Annotated in this window: 15 protein-coding genes and 3 tRNA genes; 6 read left to right on the top strand and 12 right to left on the bottom strand. The window is 74.5% G+C overall.

The features are described 5' to 3' along the window. Positions 1 to 147 precede the first annotated feature (147 nt). Positions 148 to 954 (top strand): VOC family protein, encoded by an 807-nt coding sequence (locus B7P34_RS08130; RefSeq protein ID WP_106675131.1) that lies wholly within the window; start codon positions 148 to 150, stop codon positions 952 to 954. Positions 955 to 1076: 122 nt separating this feature from the next. Then, a complete protein-coding gene (locus tag B7P34_RS08125; protein ID WP_106675130.1) occupies positions 1077 to 1592 on the top strand; it encodes a DinB family protein in 516 nt (171 codons plus the stop codon). Between the two features lie 56 nt (positions 1593 to 1648). Here B7P34_RS08125 and B7P34_RS08120 read toward each other — a convergent pair whose 3' ends face one another. The 3 genes from B7P34_RS08120 to B7P34_RS08110 all read right to left on the bottom strand — a co-directional run bounded on the left by B7P34_RS08120 (position 1649) and on the right by B7P34_RS08110 (position 4850). Continuing rightward, on the bottom strand, positions 1649 to 2167 hold the full coding sequence (locus B7P34_RS08120) for a hypothetical protein (RefSeq protein WP_106675129.1): 519 nt from the start codon (positions 2165 to 2167) through the stop codon (positions 1649 to 1651). A 173-nt stretch (positions 2168 to 2340) separates the two neighbouring features. Further along, positions 2341 to 4137, bottom strand: a complete 1797-nt coding sequence (locus B7P34_RS08115) for a hypothetical protein (protein ID WP_146166765.1) — start codon at positions 4135 to 4137, stop codon at positions 2341 to 2343. Then, positions 4134 to 4850: an ATP-binding cassette domain-containing protein gene (locus B7P34_RS08110; RefSeq protein WP_106675127.1), complete on the bottom strand. Its 717-nt coding sequence runs from the start codon at positions 4848 to 4850 to the stop codon at positions 4134 to 4136. The genes B7P34_RS08115 and B7P34_RS08110 overlap by 4 nt, the downstream gene beginning before the upstream one ends. Positions 4851 to 4945: 95 nt before the next feature. Between B7P34_RS08110 and B7P34_RS08100 the strand changes: the two genes are divergently transcribed. Both B7P34_RS08100 and B7P34_RS08095 read left to right on the top strand, forming a co-directional pair. Beyond that, positions 4946 to 5620, top strand: a complete 675-nt coding sequence (locus B7P34_RS08100; protein WP_223267621.1) for a hypothetical protein — start codon at positions 4946 to 4948, stop codon at positions 5618 to 5620. A gap of 155 nt (positions 5621 to 5775) precedes the next feature. Continuing rightward, positions 5776 to 6357, top strand: a complete 582-nt coding sequence (locus tag B7P34_RS08095; protein ID WP_106675126.1) for a sortase domain-containing protein — start codon at positions 5776 to 5778, stop codon at positions 6355 to 6357. Between the two features lie 33 nt (positions 6358 to 6390). Here B7P34_RS08095 and B7P34_RS08090 read toward each other — a convergent pair whose 3' ends face one another. The 6 genes from B7P34_RS08090 to B7P34_RS08065 all read right to left on the bottom strand — a co-directional run bounded on the left by B7P34_RS08090 (position 6391) and on the right by B7P34_RS08065 (position 8599). Further along, positions 6391 to 6816 (bottom strand): OsmC family protein, encoded by a 426-nt coding sequence (locus B7P34_RS08090; protein ID WP_106675125.1) that lies wholly within the window; start codon positions 6814 to 6816, stop codon positions 6391 to 6393. 107 nt (positions 6817 to 6923) lie between these two features. Beyond that, complete coding sequence (locus B7P34_RS08085; RefSeq protein ID WP_106675124.1) at positions 6924 to 7520, bottom strand: histidine phosphatase family protein; 597 nt, start codon at positions 7518 to 7520, stop codon at positions 6924 to 6926. Beyond that, entirely contained in the window at positions 7513 to 7929 is a 417-nt protein-coding gene (gene trxA / locus B7P34_RS08080; RefSeq protein ID WP_106675123.1) for a thioredoxin, read from the bottom strand. Before trxA ends, B7P34_RS08085 begins: the two co-directional genes overlap by 8 nt. Before the next feature lie 254 nt (positions 7930 to 8183). After that, positions 8184 to 8257, bottom strand: a tRNA-Ile gene (locus B7P34_RS08075). A gap of 191 nt (positions 8258 to 8448) precedes the next feature. Continuing rightward, positions 8449 to 8521: transfer RNA gene (locus B7P34_RS08070), tRNA-Asn, on the bottom strand. Positions 8522 to 8526: 5 nt separating this feature from the next. Then, positions 8527 to 8599: transfer RNA gene (locus tag B7P34_RS08065), tRNA-Asn, on the bottom strand. A gap of 160 nt (positions 8600 to 8759) precedes the next feature. On the opposite strand from B7P34_RS08065, the gene B7P34_RS08060 reads away from it, so the two are divergent. Both B7P34_RS08060 and B7P34_RS08055 read left to right on the top strand, forming a co-directional pair. Continuing rightward, complete coding sequence (locus B7P34_RS08060; protein WP_435693953.1) at positions 8760 to 9080, top strand: hypothetical protein; 321 nt, start codon at positions 8760 to 8762, stop codon at positions 9078 to 9080. Positions 9081 to 9212: 132 nt separating this feature from the next. Beyond that, positions 9213 to 10640: an FGGY family carbohydrate kinase gene (locus tag B7P34_RS08055; RefSeq protein ID WP_106675121.1), complete on the top strand. Its 1428-nt coding sequence runs from the start codon at positions 9213 to 9215 to the stop codon at positions 10638 to 10640. A 54-nt stretch (positions 10641 to 10694) separates the two neighbouring features. On the opposite strand, the gene B7P34_RS08050 is transcribed toward B7P34_RS08055, so the two are convergent. From B7P34_RS08050 to B7P34_RS08040, 3 genes are all read right to left on the bottom strand, one after another. Further along, on the bottom strand, positions 10695 to 11894 hold the full coding sequence (locus tag B7P34_RS08050) for an RNA polymerase sigma factor (protein WP_223267620.1): 1200 nt from the start codon (positions 11892 to 11894) through the stop codon (positions 10695 to 10697). Between the two features lie 499 nt (positions 11895 to 12393). Further along, positions 12394 to 14292 carry a DNA primase gene (gene dnaG, locus B7P34_RS08045; RefSeq protein WP_106675120.1) on the bottom strand — a complete coding sequence of 633 codons (1899 nt, stop codon included), beginning with the start codon at positions 14290 to 14292 and terminating at the stop codon, positions 12394 to 12396. Between the two features lie 39 nt (positions 14293 to 14331). Next, complete coding sequence (locus B7P34_RS08040; RefSeq protein ID WP_106675119.1) at positions 14332 to 15609, bottom strand: NAD(P)/FAD-dependent oxidoreductase; 1278 nt, start codon at positions 15607 to 15609, stop codon at positions 14332 to 14334. Positions 15610 to 15735: the final 126 nt, after the last annotated feature.

Raw genomic sequence — 15735 nt, 5'->3', positions numbered from 1 at the left:
GCGGGGACCGGAGGGAATGCGGGCCGGAGCGCCGGCCGGGCGCGCGGGCCGGGCGACCGGTGTGCCCCCGACCTGCGCCGACGGGCGCTTGTCAGTGGGGGGTGTCAGGCTGTCTTCGCAGAGGAACCGCGAAGGGAGATCGCTTCCATGATCACCACTGACTTTGTCCCCGGCTCCCCCTCCTGGCTCGACCTCGGCTCGCCCGACACCGCGGCCGCCGCGCGCTTCTACGGCGCGGTGTTCGGCTGGGACTTCCAGCCCCACGGCCCCGAGACCGGCGGCTACGGCATCTTCCGGCTGGACGGGAAGACCGTGGCCGGGATGGGCCCGCTCACCGAGGAGGGCGCCCGGTCCGCCTGGATGATCTACTTCCGGACCGCGGACGCGGACGCGACGGCCGCGTCCGTGCAGCGCGCGGGCGGCGCGGTGCGGGTCCCGCCGATGGGCCCCGGCGAGGGCGAGGGCCGGATGGCCCAGTTCACCGACCCCCAGGGCGGTCAGTTCGCCGTCTTCCAGCCCGGGACGTACACGGGCCTGGAGACGGCCGACCGGGCGGGCGCCCTGTCCTGGACCGAGCTCTACACCACCGACGCGGCGGCGGCGAAGCAGTTCTACGGCACGGTCTTCGGCTGGGCCACCGAGGACGTTCCGCTGCCGGGCGGCGGGGGCACGTACTCCCTGATCACGCCGGCGGGCCAGGGCAAGGAGCGGATGCAGGGCGGCCTCATGGAGCTCCCTGCCGAACACCTCGCCCTGAACGACGGCCGCCCCTACTGGCACCCGGTCTTCGGCACCGAGGACTGCGACGCGACGGTCGCGAAGGTCACCGAAGGGGGCGGCACGATCCAGATGGGCCCGGAAACCGCACAGGGCGTCGGCCGCCTGGCGGTCTGCCTGGACCCCGCGGGGGCGGACTTCGTCGTCCTCCAGCCGGAAGAGGGTTCACTCGGCTGACGGCCGGGCAGCGCCGGCGCTTCTGACGGCCGGGCAGCGCCGGCGCCTCCGGGGCGGCGCCGCGGACCGGGCGGCCGGGGAAAGGACTCGCGCAGCCGTACGGGCAGCGGCATGATCGCGGGATGACATGGACAGCGCCCGGGGTCACCCGGCCCGGCGGATCCCTCGCGGCCGACGAACGCACCCTGCTCACCGGCCTCCTCGCCTGGCACCGCAGCACCCTGCTGCGCAAGTGCGCGGGGCTGACCGGTGAGCAGCTGGCCGAGCGGTCCGTGCCGCCGTCGGGCCTGTCGCTGCTGGGGCTGATCCGGCACATGGCGAAGGTCGAGCGCATCTGGTTCCGCGAGCGGTTCGCCGGCCAGGACGTGCCCCGGCTGCACGGCACGGCGGAGAACGGCGACGCCGACTTCGAGGAGGCGGACCCGGCCCGCGCCGCCGAGGACTACGCGTGCCTGCTGGAGGAGCAGCGCCTGGCCGACGCGGTGGTGGCGAAGGCGTCCCTGGACGACACGTTCACCGCCGGGGGCGAGGCGTGCTCGCTGCGCTTCGTCCTCCTCCACCTCATCGGCGAGTACGCCCGCCACAACGGGCACGCGGATCTGGTGCGGGAACGGGTGGACGGCGTCACGGGGGCGTGACGGCGCCCCGTCCCGGCCGCGCGGGCCGGGGCGGGGCGCCCTTCAGGTCGCCCGGTCTACAGGGCGCCGTCGAAGAGGGCCACCGTGAGCCCATTGTTGATGTTGTAGTGGTGAGCGTGGTTGACCGACTGGGTCCCGCGTCCGAACTCCTCCTCGTTGGAGGGGTGGAAGAGTCCGCTGATGCTGTCGCCCGTCCCGGCTTCACGCACCCTGTTCCCCACGGTCGGCACGAACTCCCGGACCTCCGTCAGGTTGGTCACTTCGCCCGTGTTCCAGGTGATCTTGTCGGTGGTCGTGGTCGTCACCAGAGTGTCGCTGATGGTGCCCAGGCCCGACATGGTGATGACGCCCGAGGTCAGCCCCGGGCGCCCGGGGGCGCTGCAGTCGGTGAGCGTGCCGAGGCCGGTCGCCGCGGCGTTGACGTCCATGGTGAAGCTGCCGCCGGTGCAGCGGACGAGTGCCGGAAGCTGCTGGGCCGACGCGGCCGTGCTGCCGAACGTGCCGAGCCCGAGCGCGAGCGCTCCGGCGAGTGCGGCCGCGCCGGCCGTCAGCCGGCGGGGAGTGGATGGGAACATGCCGTCCTCCTTGCTCTGTGCAGGCCTCCCGGCAGAAGGGCAGCCGGGGGCCCGGGTGGAGGGCGCGCGCCGTCCTGTGCCGAGAGTGTGCGCGTATCAACCCCCTGGACGGAATCACTCGTTCAGGTGAATGCGCCCGGCTCGCGAGCCGGGCGTGACCAGCGCGAACGGCGTCAACTCCCGGGCCGTACGAGGCGGTCGGCGGACCGTGCGGCGAAGAACAGCAGCCCGACCGTCAACACCGCCGCCACACCGGCCACAACGGCCACGGCACCCGCGTCCAGCGCCCGCCTCAGCACCCCGTGGAGGGCGATCCCGAGCCCGCCCGCCGACACCAGCGGCCCCGCCGCGTACCAGAAGAAGAAGCGGAACACCCCGGGGTCGCCGATCGGCGAGCTCACACCGGAGAACAGCATGTCCGTACGAGCCGGCCCGCGGCTCGCCGAGAAGACCGCCGCCGCACCGAACGGCACCGCGCACAGCGGCATCAGCACCAGCGCCCACGGCGCCCCCGCCACCGCGAACGGCACCGCCGCGAGCAACGCCAGCAGGGCGCCCAGCACGGCCGGCACCACCGCGTGCTGGAGCATGAGCGTACGGAAGCGGAAGGGGGCCCAGGCCGCGCGCCGCACGTCGTCCGTCTCCAGCCGGGCCGGCTCGGCGAGGACGCCCACGGCGAAGTAGCCGAGCAGCAGGGCGGCGCCGAGGCCGACCGCGCGGGCACCGCCGGAGAACTGCAGCCCCAGGGCGGCCACCGCCGAGGCGCAGGCCAGCCACATCAGGGCCTTCCCCAGGCGGGCGGGCGTCCGCAGCAGGGACAGCAGGTCCCGCCAGACCACCACGAGGTACTTGCTGCGCGGGCGCGGCAGCCGGACGCCGCGCATGCGGCCGGCGCCGGGCCCGGCGGCGGCCGCGTCCATCAGCGCGAGCTTGGCGGCCCGCAGCTCCGCCGAGTACATCACCGACGACACGGTCTGGGCGGTGGCCGCCCGCCGCCGCAGTTGCGCCGTGGGCACGAGCGCGGCGTCCCGGTGCCCCCGCACCAGGCCGGCGGCGGTCAGGAGCACCAGCAGGACCACCGCGGCGGGCCAGCCCGGGGCGTGGCCGCCGGTGGCGGAGACGACCGGCTGGGCCGCCCAGCCCCACGGCCCGGACCACAGCTCCACCTGCTCCAGCACGGCGCTCCGGTGCCCGGCCGCGGCGGCCGCGGTCTGCCCCGCGAGCAGCATCAGCACGACCACCGCCAGGGGCGAGAAGCGGCGGACGAAGCCCGCGAGCCCGGCCCGGTGCTCCACCGCCATGCCCGCCGCGACGGCCAGCAGCGGCAGGCACACCGCCGCCGGGAGCAGCGCGAGCAGGGCGCCGCCCGGCGAGGCCAGGCCCAGGACGCGCAGGACGACGGCCGCGGCGCCCGCGGCCACCAGGGCGGTGCCGGCCGACACCCCCGCCGACAGCCAGAACCACGGGCGCAGGACGACGGCCCTGCGCACGGGCTGCGCGAGCAGCCAGCCGACCGAGGGGGCGGGGACGACCACGGGGCCGCGCCACAGGGCGTCCCGCGCGGCGAGCAGGGCCAGGGCGGCGGTCAGGAGCGTGAAGAACGCCGGCAGGGCGGCCTGGACGTGCGCGCCGACGGCGCTGTAGTCCGCGCCGAGCCGGAGCCGGCGCAGGAAGTAGACGGCGTACCCGCCGCCGTAGCCGGCGCCGAGGAGCACGACCGAGTAGACGAGGACGGCGACGTCGCGGCCCTTCTGGCGCCGGTGGGACTTGCGCTTCTCCCGCAGCCAGCGCAGCGTCTCGGCGGTGCGGTCGTCCTCTTCCTCGCTCCACGCGGGCTCGTCCTCCGCGGACTCGTTCCGCACGAGGTCGCCGGCTGCGGACCCGTCCCGTACGGACTCCTCTCGTACAGATTCCTCCCGTACGGTCTCGTCCCGTACAGACTCCCCCCGTACGGACTCGTCGCGGCTCATCCGCGCAGCCCCAGCTCGGCCAGGACCTCCGCCGGCGGGCCCTCGGCGATCACCCGGCCGTCCTCCAGGGCGATCATCCGGTCGGCGACGGTCTCCGCGAGCTCGGGCTGGTGCGTCGCCAGCAGGACGGCGACGCCGTCGCGCTTCTCGCCGTTCAGCAGCTCCGCGAGGCGGACCCGGGCGTCCGGGTCGAGCCGCTGCTCGGGCTCGTCGAGGACGAGCAGGTCGCGGGGGCGGACGAGGGCGGCGGCCAGCAGCAGGGACTGGAGCTGGCCGGAGGAGAGGGAGCCGGGCAGCGCCTGCGCGTGGCCGGACAGCCGGCGGTCGGCGAGCACCTCGTCGATCCAGGCGTCGGCGTCCTCCACGGCGTGGGCGACGGTGACGAGTTCGAGGTGCTCGCGCACGGTCAGGTCCGGGTAGGTCGCGACGGTGTCGCCGACGACCGCGACCCGGGCCCGCACCTCCGGATCGTCCTCCGAGATCTTGCGGCCCGCGAACCGCGCGGTGCCGCTCGTCGGCTCGTCCCGGCCGCACGCGATGCGCAGCAGCGTGGACTTGCCGGAGCCGTTGTGCCCGAAGAGGGCGGTGCAGGTGCCGGGTTCCAGGTCCAGGTCGAGCGGGAGCAGCGCCTTCCGCTCCCCGTAGGTGCGGCTGACCCCGCGCAGCCGCAGCAGCGGGGCGGGGGCGCCTTGCTGCGCCGTCGAGCCGGTCATGATGAGAGCCTCCGTACGCGGGTGATCGCTAGCCAGACCCTAGTGAACGGGCGAGGCCCGGCGGCGCCCGCCTCCCGTGCGCGACGATGGCCCCCATGAACCCAGCGCGCGACTCCGCACCCGAGCCCGCCCCTTCGTCCGGCGCCTCAGGCTCGTACGGCGCCTCAAGCTCATCCGGCGCCACCGGCTCGTCCGGCGCCTCAGGCCCCGGTGGCGCCTTCGGCCCGCTCGGCTTCCAGCTCGTCCTGCTGCGGCGGATGGCCGACCACCAGCCCGGTCTCGTCGAGGACGCCCTGCGCGAGCTCGGCGTCGGCAAGGCGGAGATGCGGGAGGCCAACCGGCGCTGGCAGGCCATGCTGCGGGCGCCGGGGCGGCGCGGGGCGGGGCCGCGCTACCGCTCGGTGCTCGGCCCGCCCGACGCCACCGGCGAGCGCCGCATCGGCGACCTGGCCTTCGAGGCGTCGATATGGCGGCTGCCGCTCTGGCCGGACCTGCGGTTCGAGGTGCTGGCGGCGCCCGGCGGGGCCGTGTGGAACGAGTGGCTGGTCCGCGCGCCCGGCGCGCCCGGCCCCGAGCTGCGCACGGTGGAGGATCTGCGGCCCTGGTCGTGCACGGTGGACGAGGTGGCGCGCGCCTTCGCCCCCGCCCGGCCCCTGGAGGGCACGGCCCCCACCCGCTGGCGGCTCGCGTTCACCGCGCCGGACGCCGCCGGGAAGCGGGGAGAGCACGTGGTCGAGTTCACGTGGGGGCTTCTGCAGCGGTTCGTGTAGGCGGACGGTCTGTGCGCGGCAGTGGTTCAAACCCGAACGGTCCTCATCCTTTGGGGGGAGGCAGAACTGGCCGTTCACCCGAGGCGGCGGGCGGCGGCCGTTCCCTAGCGTGAACGGGTACCACGACCGGATCCCCCACACCGGACGGACAGCCCATGCCCCGCAGGCACCCTTCCGCACCCGCCCTCATGGCGGCCCTGATCCTGCCCGCCGCGCTCACCGCCGCCCTGCTCACCGCCTGCTCGTCCGGCACGGCCGGCAGCACGGCGGCCAGCGGCACCCCGGCCTCGCCCGAGGAGCCGGCCCGCCTCTCGATCCCCTCCATCGGCGTGGACAGCGCGCTGCTGCGCCTCGGCAGGAACGGCGACGGCACCGTGCAGGTCCCGCCGCCGGAGAAGGGCATGACGGCCGGCTGGTACACGGGCGGGGCCGTGCCCGGCGAGCCCGGCGCCGCCGTCGTCATCGGCCACGACGACACCCGCGGGGGCAGGGCCGTCTTCCGCGACCTGGAGAAGGTGGACGAGGGGGCGGCCGTCGACGTCCGGCGCGGGGACGGCACGCTGCTGCGCTTCTCCGTCACCGGCAAGGAGACGGCCGACGAGTCCGCCTTCCCCACGCGGAAGGTCTACGGGCCGACGAAGGAGCGGGTGCTGCGGCTGGTCACCTGTGCGGGCGGCCCGGACGCGAACGGGCACCCGGCGAAGAACCTCATCGTCTACGCGGCCCTGACGCCGTGACGCCGGGGCCGCGCAGCGCGAAGGGGACGGGGGTCAGGCCAGCTCGGCCGACAGCGTGATCGTCGTCCCGGTGAGGGCCTGGCTGACGGGGCAGTTCTTCTTGGCGTCCTCGGCGGCGGCCTGGAAGCCGTCCGCGTCCAGGCCCGGCACCTCGCCGCGGACAGTGAGGTGGATGCCGGTGATGCCCTCGCCCGGCTGGAACGTGACGTCGGCCTTGGTCTCCAGGCGGGTGGGCGGGTTGCCGGCGCCCGTCAGGCCGTGCGAGAGGGCCATGGAGAAGCAGCTGGAGTGCGCGGCCGCGATCAGCTCCTCCGGGCTCGTCCTGCCATTGGCCTGCTCGGCGCGCGACGGCCACGACACCGGCTGCGAGCCGATGCCGGACGAGTCGAAGGTGACGGTGCCGCTGCCCTTGAGCAGCTCGCCTTCCCAGACGGTGTGCGCGGTGCGGGTGGTGGCCACGGGATCGTCCTCCAGGTCACTGCTCGGTTTCGGAGATCACAGCTTAGGGGCTCGCCGCGCGCACGGGGCCGTGCTGCGCCCGGCACGGTGAAGAGAGCCGGCCCGGATCACGCCGGCCGCACGTTCCAGGCCACGAGCGCGGGGCGCCCGTGCTCGGTGCCGATCCTGCTGACCGTCGCGGTGTCGAGCCGGAAGAGCGCGCCCGCGGCGGGCGGCAGGCCGAGCCTGCGGGCCGTCAGGACGCGCAGGAAGTGCCCGTGCGCCACGAGCGCCACGTCCCCGCCGCCGGCCTCCAGCAGGGGGACGACGCGGGCCAGCACCCGGTCGGCGCGCGCCCCGACCTGCTCGGGCGTCTCGCCCGGGTGCTCCGGCGGCCCGGGGACGACGCCGTCGTCCCACAGGTACCAGCCGGGGCGGGTGCGGTGGATCTCCTCGGTGGTGACGCCCTCGTAGCCGCCGTAGTCCCACTCGTGGAGGTCCGGGTCGGTCTCGGCGCCCTCCAGCCCGGCGAGCTCGGCCGTCCGCAGGGCCCGCTTCATGGGGCTCACCAGGACCTTCGCGGGCGGGTCGGCGGCGAGCAGCGGGCGCAGGGCCTCCGCCTGCCGCTCGCCGCGGTCGGTCAGGGCCACGTCCGTGAAGCCGGTGTGGCGGCCGTCGCGGCTCCACTCCGTCTCGCCGTGCCGGATCAGCAGCAGCTCACTCACCGGAGGGCTGCCCCTCGCCCTGCGCCGCCGGCTGCCCGGCCTTCGCCTGCTCCTCGGCGACGGAGGCGCGCACCTCGTCCATGTCGAGCGCGCGGGCCTGGCGGATGACGTCCTCCAGGGCGGCCTCCGGGAGGGCGCCCGGCTGTGCGAACACCGCGATGTTGTCCCGCACGATCATCAGCGTCGGGATCGACCGGATGTCGAAGGCCGCCGCCAGCTCGGGCTGGGCCTCGGTGTCGACCTTGGCGAAGACCAGGTCGCCGTGGCGCTCGGCGGCCCCCTCGTACACCGGGGCGAACTGCCGGCAGGGGCCGCACCACGACGCCCAGAAGTCGATGAGCACGAATCCGCTGCCGGAGACGATCTCGTCGAAGTTGTCCTTGGTGAGCTCCACCGTGCTGCTGCTCATGCGTCGCTACCTGCTTCCGCTGTGGCGTCGGGTGACCGTCGACCGGCCCAGCAGCGCCAACAGGATGACGCCGGGCCGTATTCCGCCGCATACCCGCGCGGGGACGGGGCAGACGGTCCGCGTGGCAGGAGGTGGCCGAAGACGTGCGGTGCCGGGCCCGTACGGCGCGAAGCCCCGCGGGGCCGGGCGGGAGCCGGGCCGGGCGGGGCTTCGAAGACGCAGGTCGCATCGTTTCTGCAGCGACATCGCGTAGGTGGGGCGGGTGGGACTCGAACCCACGGCCGACGGATTATGAGTCCGCTGCTCTAACCGGCTGAGCTACCGCCCCGTTCACGGCGCGTCGCGCACATCTGTGCGCGCCGTCTGCCGCAGCATAGCCGCTCATACGATCTGCTGCCCCTGAGGGGGCGTATTGCGTGACCTACCTGACCATGAGGACTTCGATCACGGCGGGACGGTTCCCTCCGGAAGCACTTCCGGACACGAAAAAGGACCCCCGAAGGGGTCCTCGATCGTTTGCTCCTCCGACTGGACTCGAACCAGTAACCTGCCGGTTAACAGCCGGCTGCTCTGCCAATTGAGCTACAGAGGATCGCGCTCCCCCGACTGGACTCGAACCAGTAACCTGCCGGTTAACAGCCGGCTGCTCTGCCAATTGAGCTACAGGGGATTGCTGCGTTTGCTTCGAATGCTCTTCCGACCGGTCTTCCGGGCGGCGGGCGCTCGCTGCGAGACATACATTAGCGCAAGCAGGGGGGTGCTCCGCCAATCGGTACCCCGGGAGTGACCTTCGCACCCGGCGGGTAGGCGGCGACCACGGTGCGACGACGGTGTCCGAGGGATCCGAGGAAGGGTGGAGCGGGATGCGCTACCGGCTGACGTTCATGTTGGGAGCAGCCGTCGGATACGTCCTGGGGGCGCGGGCCGGCCGGGACCGTTACGAGCAGCTGCGCAAGGGGGCCCGGCAGATCGCGCAGAACCCCGCCGTCCGGAACACGGTCGAGTCCGCCGCGCAGAACGGCCGGGCGCTGGCCTCCCGGGCCGTGGCGAAGGCGAGCGACCGGATGCCGGAGTCCGTGGCCGATCGTGTGCGGTCCCTGCGCGAGCGGGGCCGGGACGCCGAGGACGACTGGGGCACCAGCAACACCTGACCGGGCTGTTCCGCCCGCCCCTGCCGCGGTCACACCCGTCCCGGCGGTTCACTCCTGACCCGGTGCGCCGGCCGACGGGCTAACACCCCTCCGGGGCACGGAGCATGCCCCGGGGTTTGGCATCATCTCGGCATGGGCATAGTCGCGGGCTTGGACAGTTCCACCGAGAGCACACGGATCGTCGTCTGCGATGCGGACACGGGTGCCGTTCTCCGGCAGGGGTACGCCCCCCATCCGCACACCGAAGGCGACCCCCAGGCCTGGCTGATCTCCCTGGGCGAGGCCGCCGCCGGCGGGCTCCTGGAGGGCGTCCAGGCCATCGGGGTGTCCGCGCAGCAGAACGGCCTGCTCGCGCTGGACGCCGGCGGGGTGCTCGTACGGCCCGCGATGCTCGGCAACGACAAGCGGATGCAGCCCTCCGCCGCCGACCTGACCGACGCGCTCGGCGGCCGGGCCGCGTGGGCGCAGGCCGTCGGCTCCGTGCCGCAGCCCGGCCACATGGTCGCCAAGCTGCGCTGGCTCGCCCGCAACGAGCCCGAGTCCGCCCAGCGCATCGCCGCCCTGCTGCAGCCCCACGACTGGCTCGTGTGGCAGCTCCTGGGCCGTCCGCTGCGGCGCACGACCGACCGCGGCGACGCCTCCGGCACCGGCCTGTGGTCGGCCGCGACCGGCTCCTGGCGGCCGGACCTGGTGGAACTCGCCCTGGGCCGCCAGGCGGTGCTCCCCGACGTGCTCGCGCCCGCCGAGCCCGCCGGGCACACCCCCGAAGGGCTGCTGATCTCCGCGGGCACGGGCGAGACCATGGCCGCCGCCTTCGGGCTGGGCGTGGGGCCGGGCGACGCGGTGATCTCGCTCGGGGCCTCGGGCTCGGTGTTCGCCGTGCACCACGAGGCGCTCGTCGACGACACCGGGACGATCACGTCCCTCGCCGACGCGACCGGCATGCACCTGCCCGTGGTGCACACCCTCAACGCCGTACGGGTGCTGCGCGGCACGGCCGAGCTGCTGGGCACGGACCTGCCCGGCCTGTCCGAGCTGGCCCTGCAGTCCTCCCCCGGCTCGTACGGGCTCGTGATGCTGCCGTACCTGGAGGGCGAGCGGACCCCCCACCTGCCGCACACGGCGGGCACCCTCGCGGGGCTGCGGCGCGAGAGCATGAAGCGCGAGCACCTGGCGCGGGCCGCGTTCGAGGGCATGCTGTGCGGGCTCACGGACGCCCTTGACGTGCTGCGCACGCGCGGGGTGCAGGTGCGGCGGGTGTTCCTGCTGGGGCCCGCGGCGGAGCTGCCCGCCGTGCAGGTGATCGCGCCGGCGCTGTTCGGCACGCAGGTCGTCGTGCCGCAGCCCGCGGACTACGCGGCCCTGGGCGCGGCCCGGCAGGCCGCCTGGGCGCTGGGCGTCCAGCAAGGGGGGCTGGCGCCCCACGAGCCGCCCATGTGGCCCGCGGCCGCCGGTCAGGCGTTCGACCCCGGGGAGGACCTCGCCGTGGGGCAGGCGGTGCGGCAGCAGTACGCCGCCGTGCGCGAGCAGACGCACCCGGGGGCGTTCCAGGCCGGCTAGCCCGGCCCCGGCCCGCCATCAGTCGGGCCCGCCGGATCAGCCGGGCCCGCCGGGTCAGTCGAGGTAGCCGCGCAGCTGGTCGGCGAACGCGTGGTCGCGGAGCTTGTTGAGGGTCTTGGACTCGATCTGGCGGATCCGCTCGCGGGTCACGCCGAAGATGCGGCCGATCTCCTCCAGCGTGCGGGGGCGGCCGTCGACCAGCCCGTAGCGCAGCTGCACGACCTTGCGCTCGCGCTCCCCGAGCGTCGACAGGACGGCCTCCAGGTGCTCCCGCAGCAGCAGGAACGCGGCCGACTCCACGGGGGAGGCCGCGTCGCCGTCCTCGATCAGGTCGCCGAGGGCGACGTCGTCCTCCTCGCCGACGGGCGCGTGCAGCGAGACGGGCTCCTGGGCCAGCCGCAGCACCTCGCTGACCCGCTCCTGGGTGAGGTCGAGGTGGGCGGCGACCTCGTCGGCCGTGGGCTCGTAGCCGCGCTCCTGGAGCATGCGGCGCTGGACGCGCACCACACGGTTGATCAGCTCGACGACGTGCACCGGCACGCGGATCGTGCGGGCCTGGTCCGCGAGGGCCCGCGACATGGCCTGGCGGATCCACCACGTCGCGTACGTGGAGAACTTGTAGCCGCGGGCGTAGTCGAACTTCTCCACGGCCCGGATCAGGCCCAGGTTGCCCTCCTGGACGAGGTCCAGCATGGTCAGGCCGCGGCCGATGTAGCGCTTGGCGACGGAGACGACGAGGCGCAGGTTGGCCTCGATCAGGCGCCGTTTGGCCATCCGGCCGAGGACGACCAGGCGGTCCAGGTCGAGGGCGAGCTGGGAGTCCAGGTCCGGGGCGCCGGCGAGCTTCTCCTCGGCGAACAGGCCGGCCTCCACGCAGCGGGCCAGCTCGACCTCCTCTGCGGCGGAGAGCAGCGGGATGCGGCCGATCTCGCGCAGGTACTGCCGGAAGAGGTCGGAGGAGGGGCCGCCGCCGGTGTCGGGGCGTACGGAGTCGGCCCGGGGGGCCTCCGATTCGGCCTCGGGTTCGGCCTCGGCGGCGGCTTCGGCGGCCTCGGACGCGGCTTCGGTCTCGGCCTCGTTCTCGTTCTCGTTCTCGGCTTCGGATTCCGCTGCCCGGCTCGCGGCCGGATCCGGCAGGAGCGGCTCGTCGGGGAGGCTCTCGGCCTGCGGAGCGGCGGGCTGCCGGGGCACGCCCGGGGCCGGGGCTGCTGCCGGGGGCCGTGGCTGGGGCCTGGTCGGGGTCCGGGTCTGCACGGGGGCGACCTCCAAGGTGATCGCTGCCGGTTCGGGGCGGCATGCGCCGGAGGGGCGGCAGCGGCCTGGCCGCCGGCCGTCCCGGGGATCAGGAGCGGCTTCGCGAAGGGTTCCGAGTTCCGGGTCCGAGCGGCCGGGCCTGCCGCGTCCGAGGACTCAGGCACCGCCCACCAGTGTGGGGTACGACGCGGGCCCGCCACGAGGGGCTTGCGGGCACTTTCTGAGTCCGTTCCGTGACCGGGGGTTACGACCTCCGCTTCCGCGGCGGTGGGCCGGCAGGACCGGGCCCGACGCTCCCGGAGCACCGCTCCCTCGGATCCGCCGCCGCGGCGATCAGCCGATACGGCGCGGACCGGCGGTGCCGGACGAAGCTGCTGGGCGGCTTGGCACCGCCGGACCACTCTGTGGGGGTCCCTCGCCGTCGCGGCGGAGTTGAAGGGCGCGCGCCCTTCACCCGCCGGTTCCCGGCGCCGGGCCCGGGCCCCCCTCAGGGCGGGCCCTACAGCGCCGCCGCCCCGCGGTCCTTCAGGGAGCGGGCGTACTGCTCCAGGACCCACAGTTCGTTCTGCACGGCGGCCAGGTGCTCGGGGTCCGGCCGGCTGCCCAGGCGGATCAGGCTGCCCTGGACCTCCTGGATGCGGCGTTCGACGGCGCGCAGCCGGACCTGGACGAGCTGTATTCCCGCGTAGACCTCGTCCACGTTCTTGTGCCGGATCGCCTCGACGGCCAGCTCCGTGATCATCGCCCGGACGGTGTCGTCGGGGGCGGCGTCGCGGACGCGGGTGAGGTAGTCGGCGGGGGCGCCGGTGACGCCGCCGGCCTCCTCGATGGCGCGGCGCACGGCCACGTAGGGCGCGGCCGTGAACTCGTCCTCGCCGTAGGCGTCGAAGGCGGGGGCGACGAGCTCGGGCCGCTGCAGGGCGAGCTTGAGCAGCTCGCGCTCGGTGAGCGCGACGGGGCTGCGCAGGTTGAGCGCGGGGCCGCGCCGCACGGGCTCCTGCGGCGCCGCGGGGGCGGGGGGCGCCGCGGCCCGGCCGCGGCCCGGAGCCGGCTGCTGGCCGCGGTCGCGGGCCCACTTGGCGAGCTGGCCGACGCGGCGGACGACGAACTGGGTGTCGAGGATGCCGAGCATGCCGGCGAGCTGGACCGCGTACTCGTGCTGGATGGAGCTGTTCTTGATGTTGGAGACGATGGGCGCGGCCGCTTCGAGCGCGGCGGCGCGCCCCTCGGCGGTGTCCAGGTTGTGCCGGCCGACGACGTGGCGGATGGCGAAGGCGAACAGCGGGGTGCGGGAGTCCACGAGCGCCTGGACCGCGGCGTCGCCCTCGGCGAGGCGCAGCTCGCAGGGGTCCATGCCGCCGGGGGTGATGGCGATGGAGGTCTCGGCGGCGAACTTCTGGTCGTCCTCGAAGGCGCGCAGGGCGGCCTTCTGGCCGGCGGCGTCGCCGTCGAAGGTGAAGACGACCTCGGCGCCGGAGTTGTCCATCAGCAGCCGGCGGAGGATCTTGATGTGGTCGCCGGCGAAGGCGGTGCCGCAGGTGGCGATGGCGGTGGTGACGCCGGCCAGGTGGCAGGCCATGACGTCGGTGTAGCCCTCGACGACGACGGCGCGGCTGGTCTTGGCGATGTCCTTCTTCGCGAGGTCGATGCCGTAGAGGACCTGCGACTTGCGGTAGAGGGGCGTCTCGGGGGTGTTGAGGTACTTGGGGCCGTTGTCGTCGTCGCGGAGCTTGCGCGCGCCGAAGCCGACGACCTCGCCGGTGATGTCGCGGATGGGCCACATCAGGCGGCCGCGGAAGCGGTCGATGGGGCGGCCGCCGCGGCTCTCCTGGGCGAGGCCGGAGAGGATCAGCTCCTTGTCGCTGAAGCCCTTGCCGCGCAGGAAGCGGGTGAGATGGTCCCAGCCGGCGGGGCTGTAGCCGACGCCGAAGTGCTCGGCGGCGTCCTGGCCGAAGCCGCGGCTCGCGAGGAACTGCCGGCCGATCTCCGCCTCGGGGCTGCCGAGCTGCTCGGCGTAGAACTTCGCGGCGTGCTTGTGGGCCTCGACGAGGCGGATGCGCTCGCCCTGCTGGCGGCCGGGGGTGTAGCCGCCCTCCTCGTAGCGCAGGGTGATGCCGGCCTGGGCGGCCAGCCGCTCGATCGTTTCGGCGAAGGAGAGGTGGTCGATCTTCATGACGAAGTCGACGGTGTCCCCGCCCTCCTGGCAGCCGAAGCAGTAGAAGAGCCCCTTGGCCGGGCTGACCTGGAAGGACGGGGACTTCTCGTCGTGGAAGGGGCACAGGCCCTTGAGGTTGCCGCCGCCCGCGTTGCGCAGCTGGAGGTACTCGGACACGACGGCGTCGATCGGGACCGCGTCCCGCACCGCCTTCACGTCGTCATCGTTGATCCGTCCTGCCACGCGTGAATTCTACGGGCGGGGGGCGGCGGCACGGACCGGTCAGGACTGTGCCGGGCTGGGCAGCAGGGCGTCGAGGGGGACGGCGGGGTCGGCGAGGGCCTCGGGGTCCAGGGGGGCGCCGGAGCGGATGAGCTTCTGGATGTTCTCCGTGACATCCCACACATTGACGTTCATCCCGGCGAGGAGGCGCCCTTCGGCGAGCCAGAAGGCGATGAACTCGCGCTTGCCGACGTCGCCGCGGCAGACGACCTGGTCGTAGGAGCCGGGCGGGGCGTAGCCGGAGTACTCCAGGCCGATGTCGTACTGGTCGGAGAAGAAGTAGGGCACGCGGTCGTAGGCGACCTCCTGGCCGAGCATGGCGCGGGCGGCGGCGGGGCCGGTGTGGAGGGCGTTGGCCCAGTGCTCGACGCGGAGCCTCGTGCCCAGGCCCGGGTGCTCGGCCGCGGCGACGTCGCCCGCGGCGTAGATCTCGGGGTCGGAGGTGCGCAGGGAGGCGTCGACGGCGATGCCGCCGCCGTCGGCGCGGTCGACGAGGGCGAGGCCGGCGGCCTCGGCGAGGGCGGTGCGGGGGGCGGCGCCGATGGCGGCGAGGACGGCGTGGGCGGGGTGCTCCTCGCCGTCGTCGGTGCGGGCGGCCAGCACCATGCCGTCCTGGCCGGTGATCTCGGTGAGGCGGGCGCCGAAGTGGAAGCGGACGCCGTGCTCGCTGTGCAGGTCGGTGAAGAGCTGGCCGAGCTCGGGGCCGAGGACGGGGTGCAGCGGCGTGGGCTCGGGCTCGACGACGGTCACCTCGGCACCGTAGGAACGGGCGGCGGCGGCCACTTCGAGGCCGATCCAGCCCGCGCCGGCGATGACGAGGTGGCCGTTGTCGCGGCCGAGGGAGGCGAGGACGCCGCGCAGCCGCTCGGCGTGGGCGAGGCGGCGCAGGTGGTGGACGCCGGCGAGGCCGGTGCCGGGGATGTCGAGGCGGCGGGGCTCGGCGCCGGTGGCGAGCAGCAGCTTGTCGTAGTGGACGCGGGTGCCGTCGCCGAGGCGGACGGAGCGGTTCGCGCGGTCGAGGTGGACGGCGGGCTGGCCGAGGTGCAGCTCGATGTCGGCCTGGGCGTACCAGGCGGGTTCGTGGACGAAGACGCTGTCGCGGTCCTCCTTGCCCGTGAGGTAGCCCTTGGAGAGCGGCGGGCGCTCGTAGGGGTGTTCGCGCTCGTCGCAGATGAGGATCACCCGGCCGGTGAAGCCCTCCGCGCGGAGGGTCTCCGCGGCCTTCGCCCCGGCCAGGCCCCCTCCGACGATGACGAACGTCTGGTTCGCGTCGACCACTTGCTGCCTCCTCGCTGCCACGCGCTGCGTCTGCAGTGCGTCTGCGGTGAACCGCCCCCGGCCGGAATCGGCCCGTGCAGAGGTTGCCGCACGGGGCCCGCCGCCGGAAGAGGGACTACCCCGGAC

Source organism: Streptosporangium nondiastaticum (assembly GCF_003011965.1).
GTDB classification, from domain to species: domain Bacteria; phylum Actinomycetota; class Actinomycetes; order Streptomycetales; family Streptomycetaceae; genus Streptomyces; species Streptomyces nondiastaticus.
The sequence above is the reverse complement of the archived record's forward strand: the minus strand, read 5'-3'. Positions and strand labels throughout refer to the sequence as shown.

Bases quoted from the DNA above. Each gene is read 5' to 3' on its own strand.
- B7P34_RS08120 (WP_106675129.1), bottom strand. From the start codon at position 2,167: ATGTTCCCATCCACTCCCCGCCGGCTGACGGCCGGCGCGGCCGCACTC.
- B7P34_RS08110 (WP_106675127.1), bottom strand. From the start codon at position 4,850: ATGACCGGCTCGACGGCGCAGCAAGGCGCCCCCGCCCCGCTGCTGCGG.
- trxA (WP_106675123.1), bottom strand. From the start codon at position 7,929: ATGAGCAGCAGCACGGTGGAGCTCACCAAGGACAACTTCGACGAGATC.
- B7P34_RS08115 (WP_146166765.1), bottom strand. From the start codon at position 4,137: ATGAGCCGCGACGAGTCCGTACGGGGGGAGTCTGTACGGGACGAGACC.
- B7P34_RS08130 (WP_106675131.1), top strand. From the start codon at position 148: ATGATCACCACTGACTTTGTCCCCGGCTCCCCCTCCTGGCTCGACCTC.
- B7P34_RS08125 (WP_106675130.1), top strand. From the start codon at position 1,077: ATGACATGGACAGCGCCCGGGGTCACCCGGCCCGGCGGATCCCTCGCG.
- B7P34_RS08055 (WP_106675121.1), top strand. From the start codon at position 9,213: ATGGGCATAGTCGCGGGCTTGGACAGTTCCACCGAGAGCACACGGATC.
- B7P34_RS08095 (WP_106675126.1), top strand. From the start codon at position 5,776: ATGCCCCGCAGGCACCCTTCCGCACCCGCCCTCATGGCGGCCCTGATC.
- B7P34_RS08100 (WP_223267621.1), top strand. From the start codon at position 4,946: ATGAACCCAGCGCGCGACTCCGCACCCGAGCCCGCCCCTTCGTCCGGC.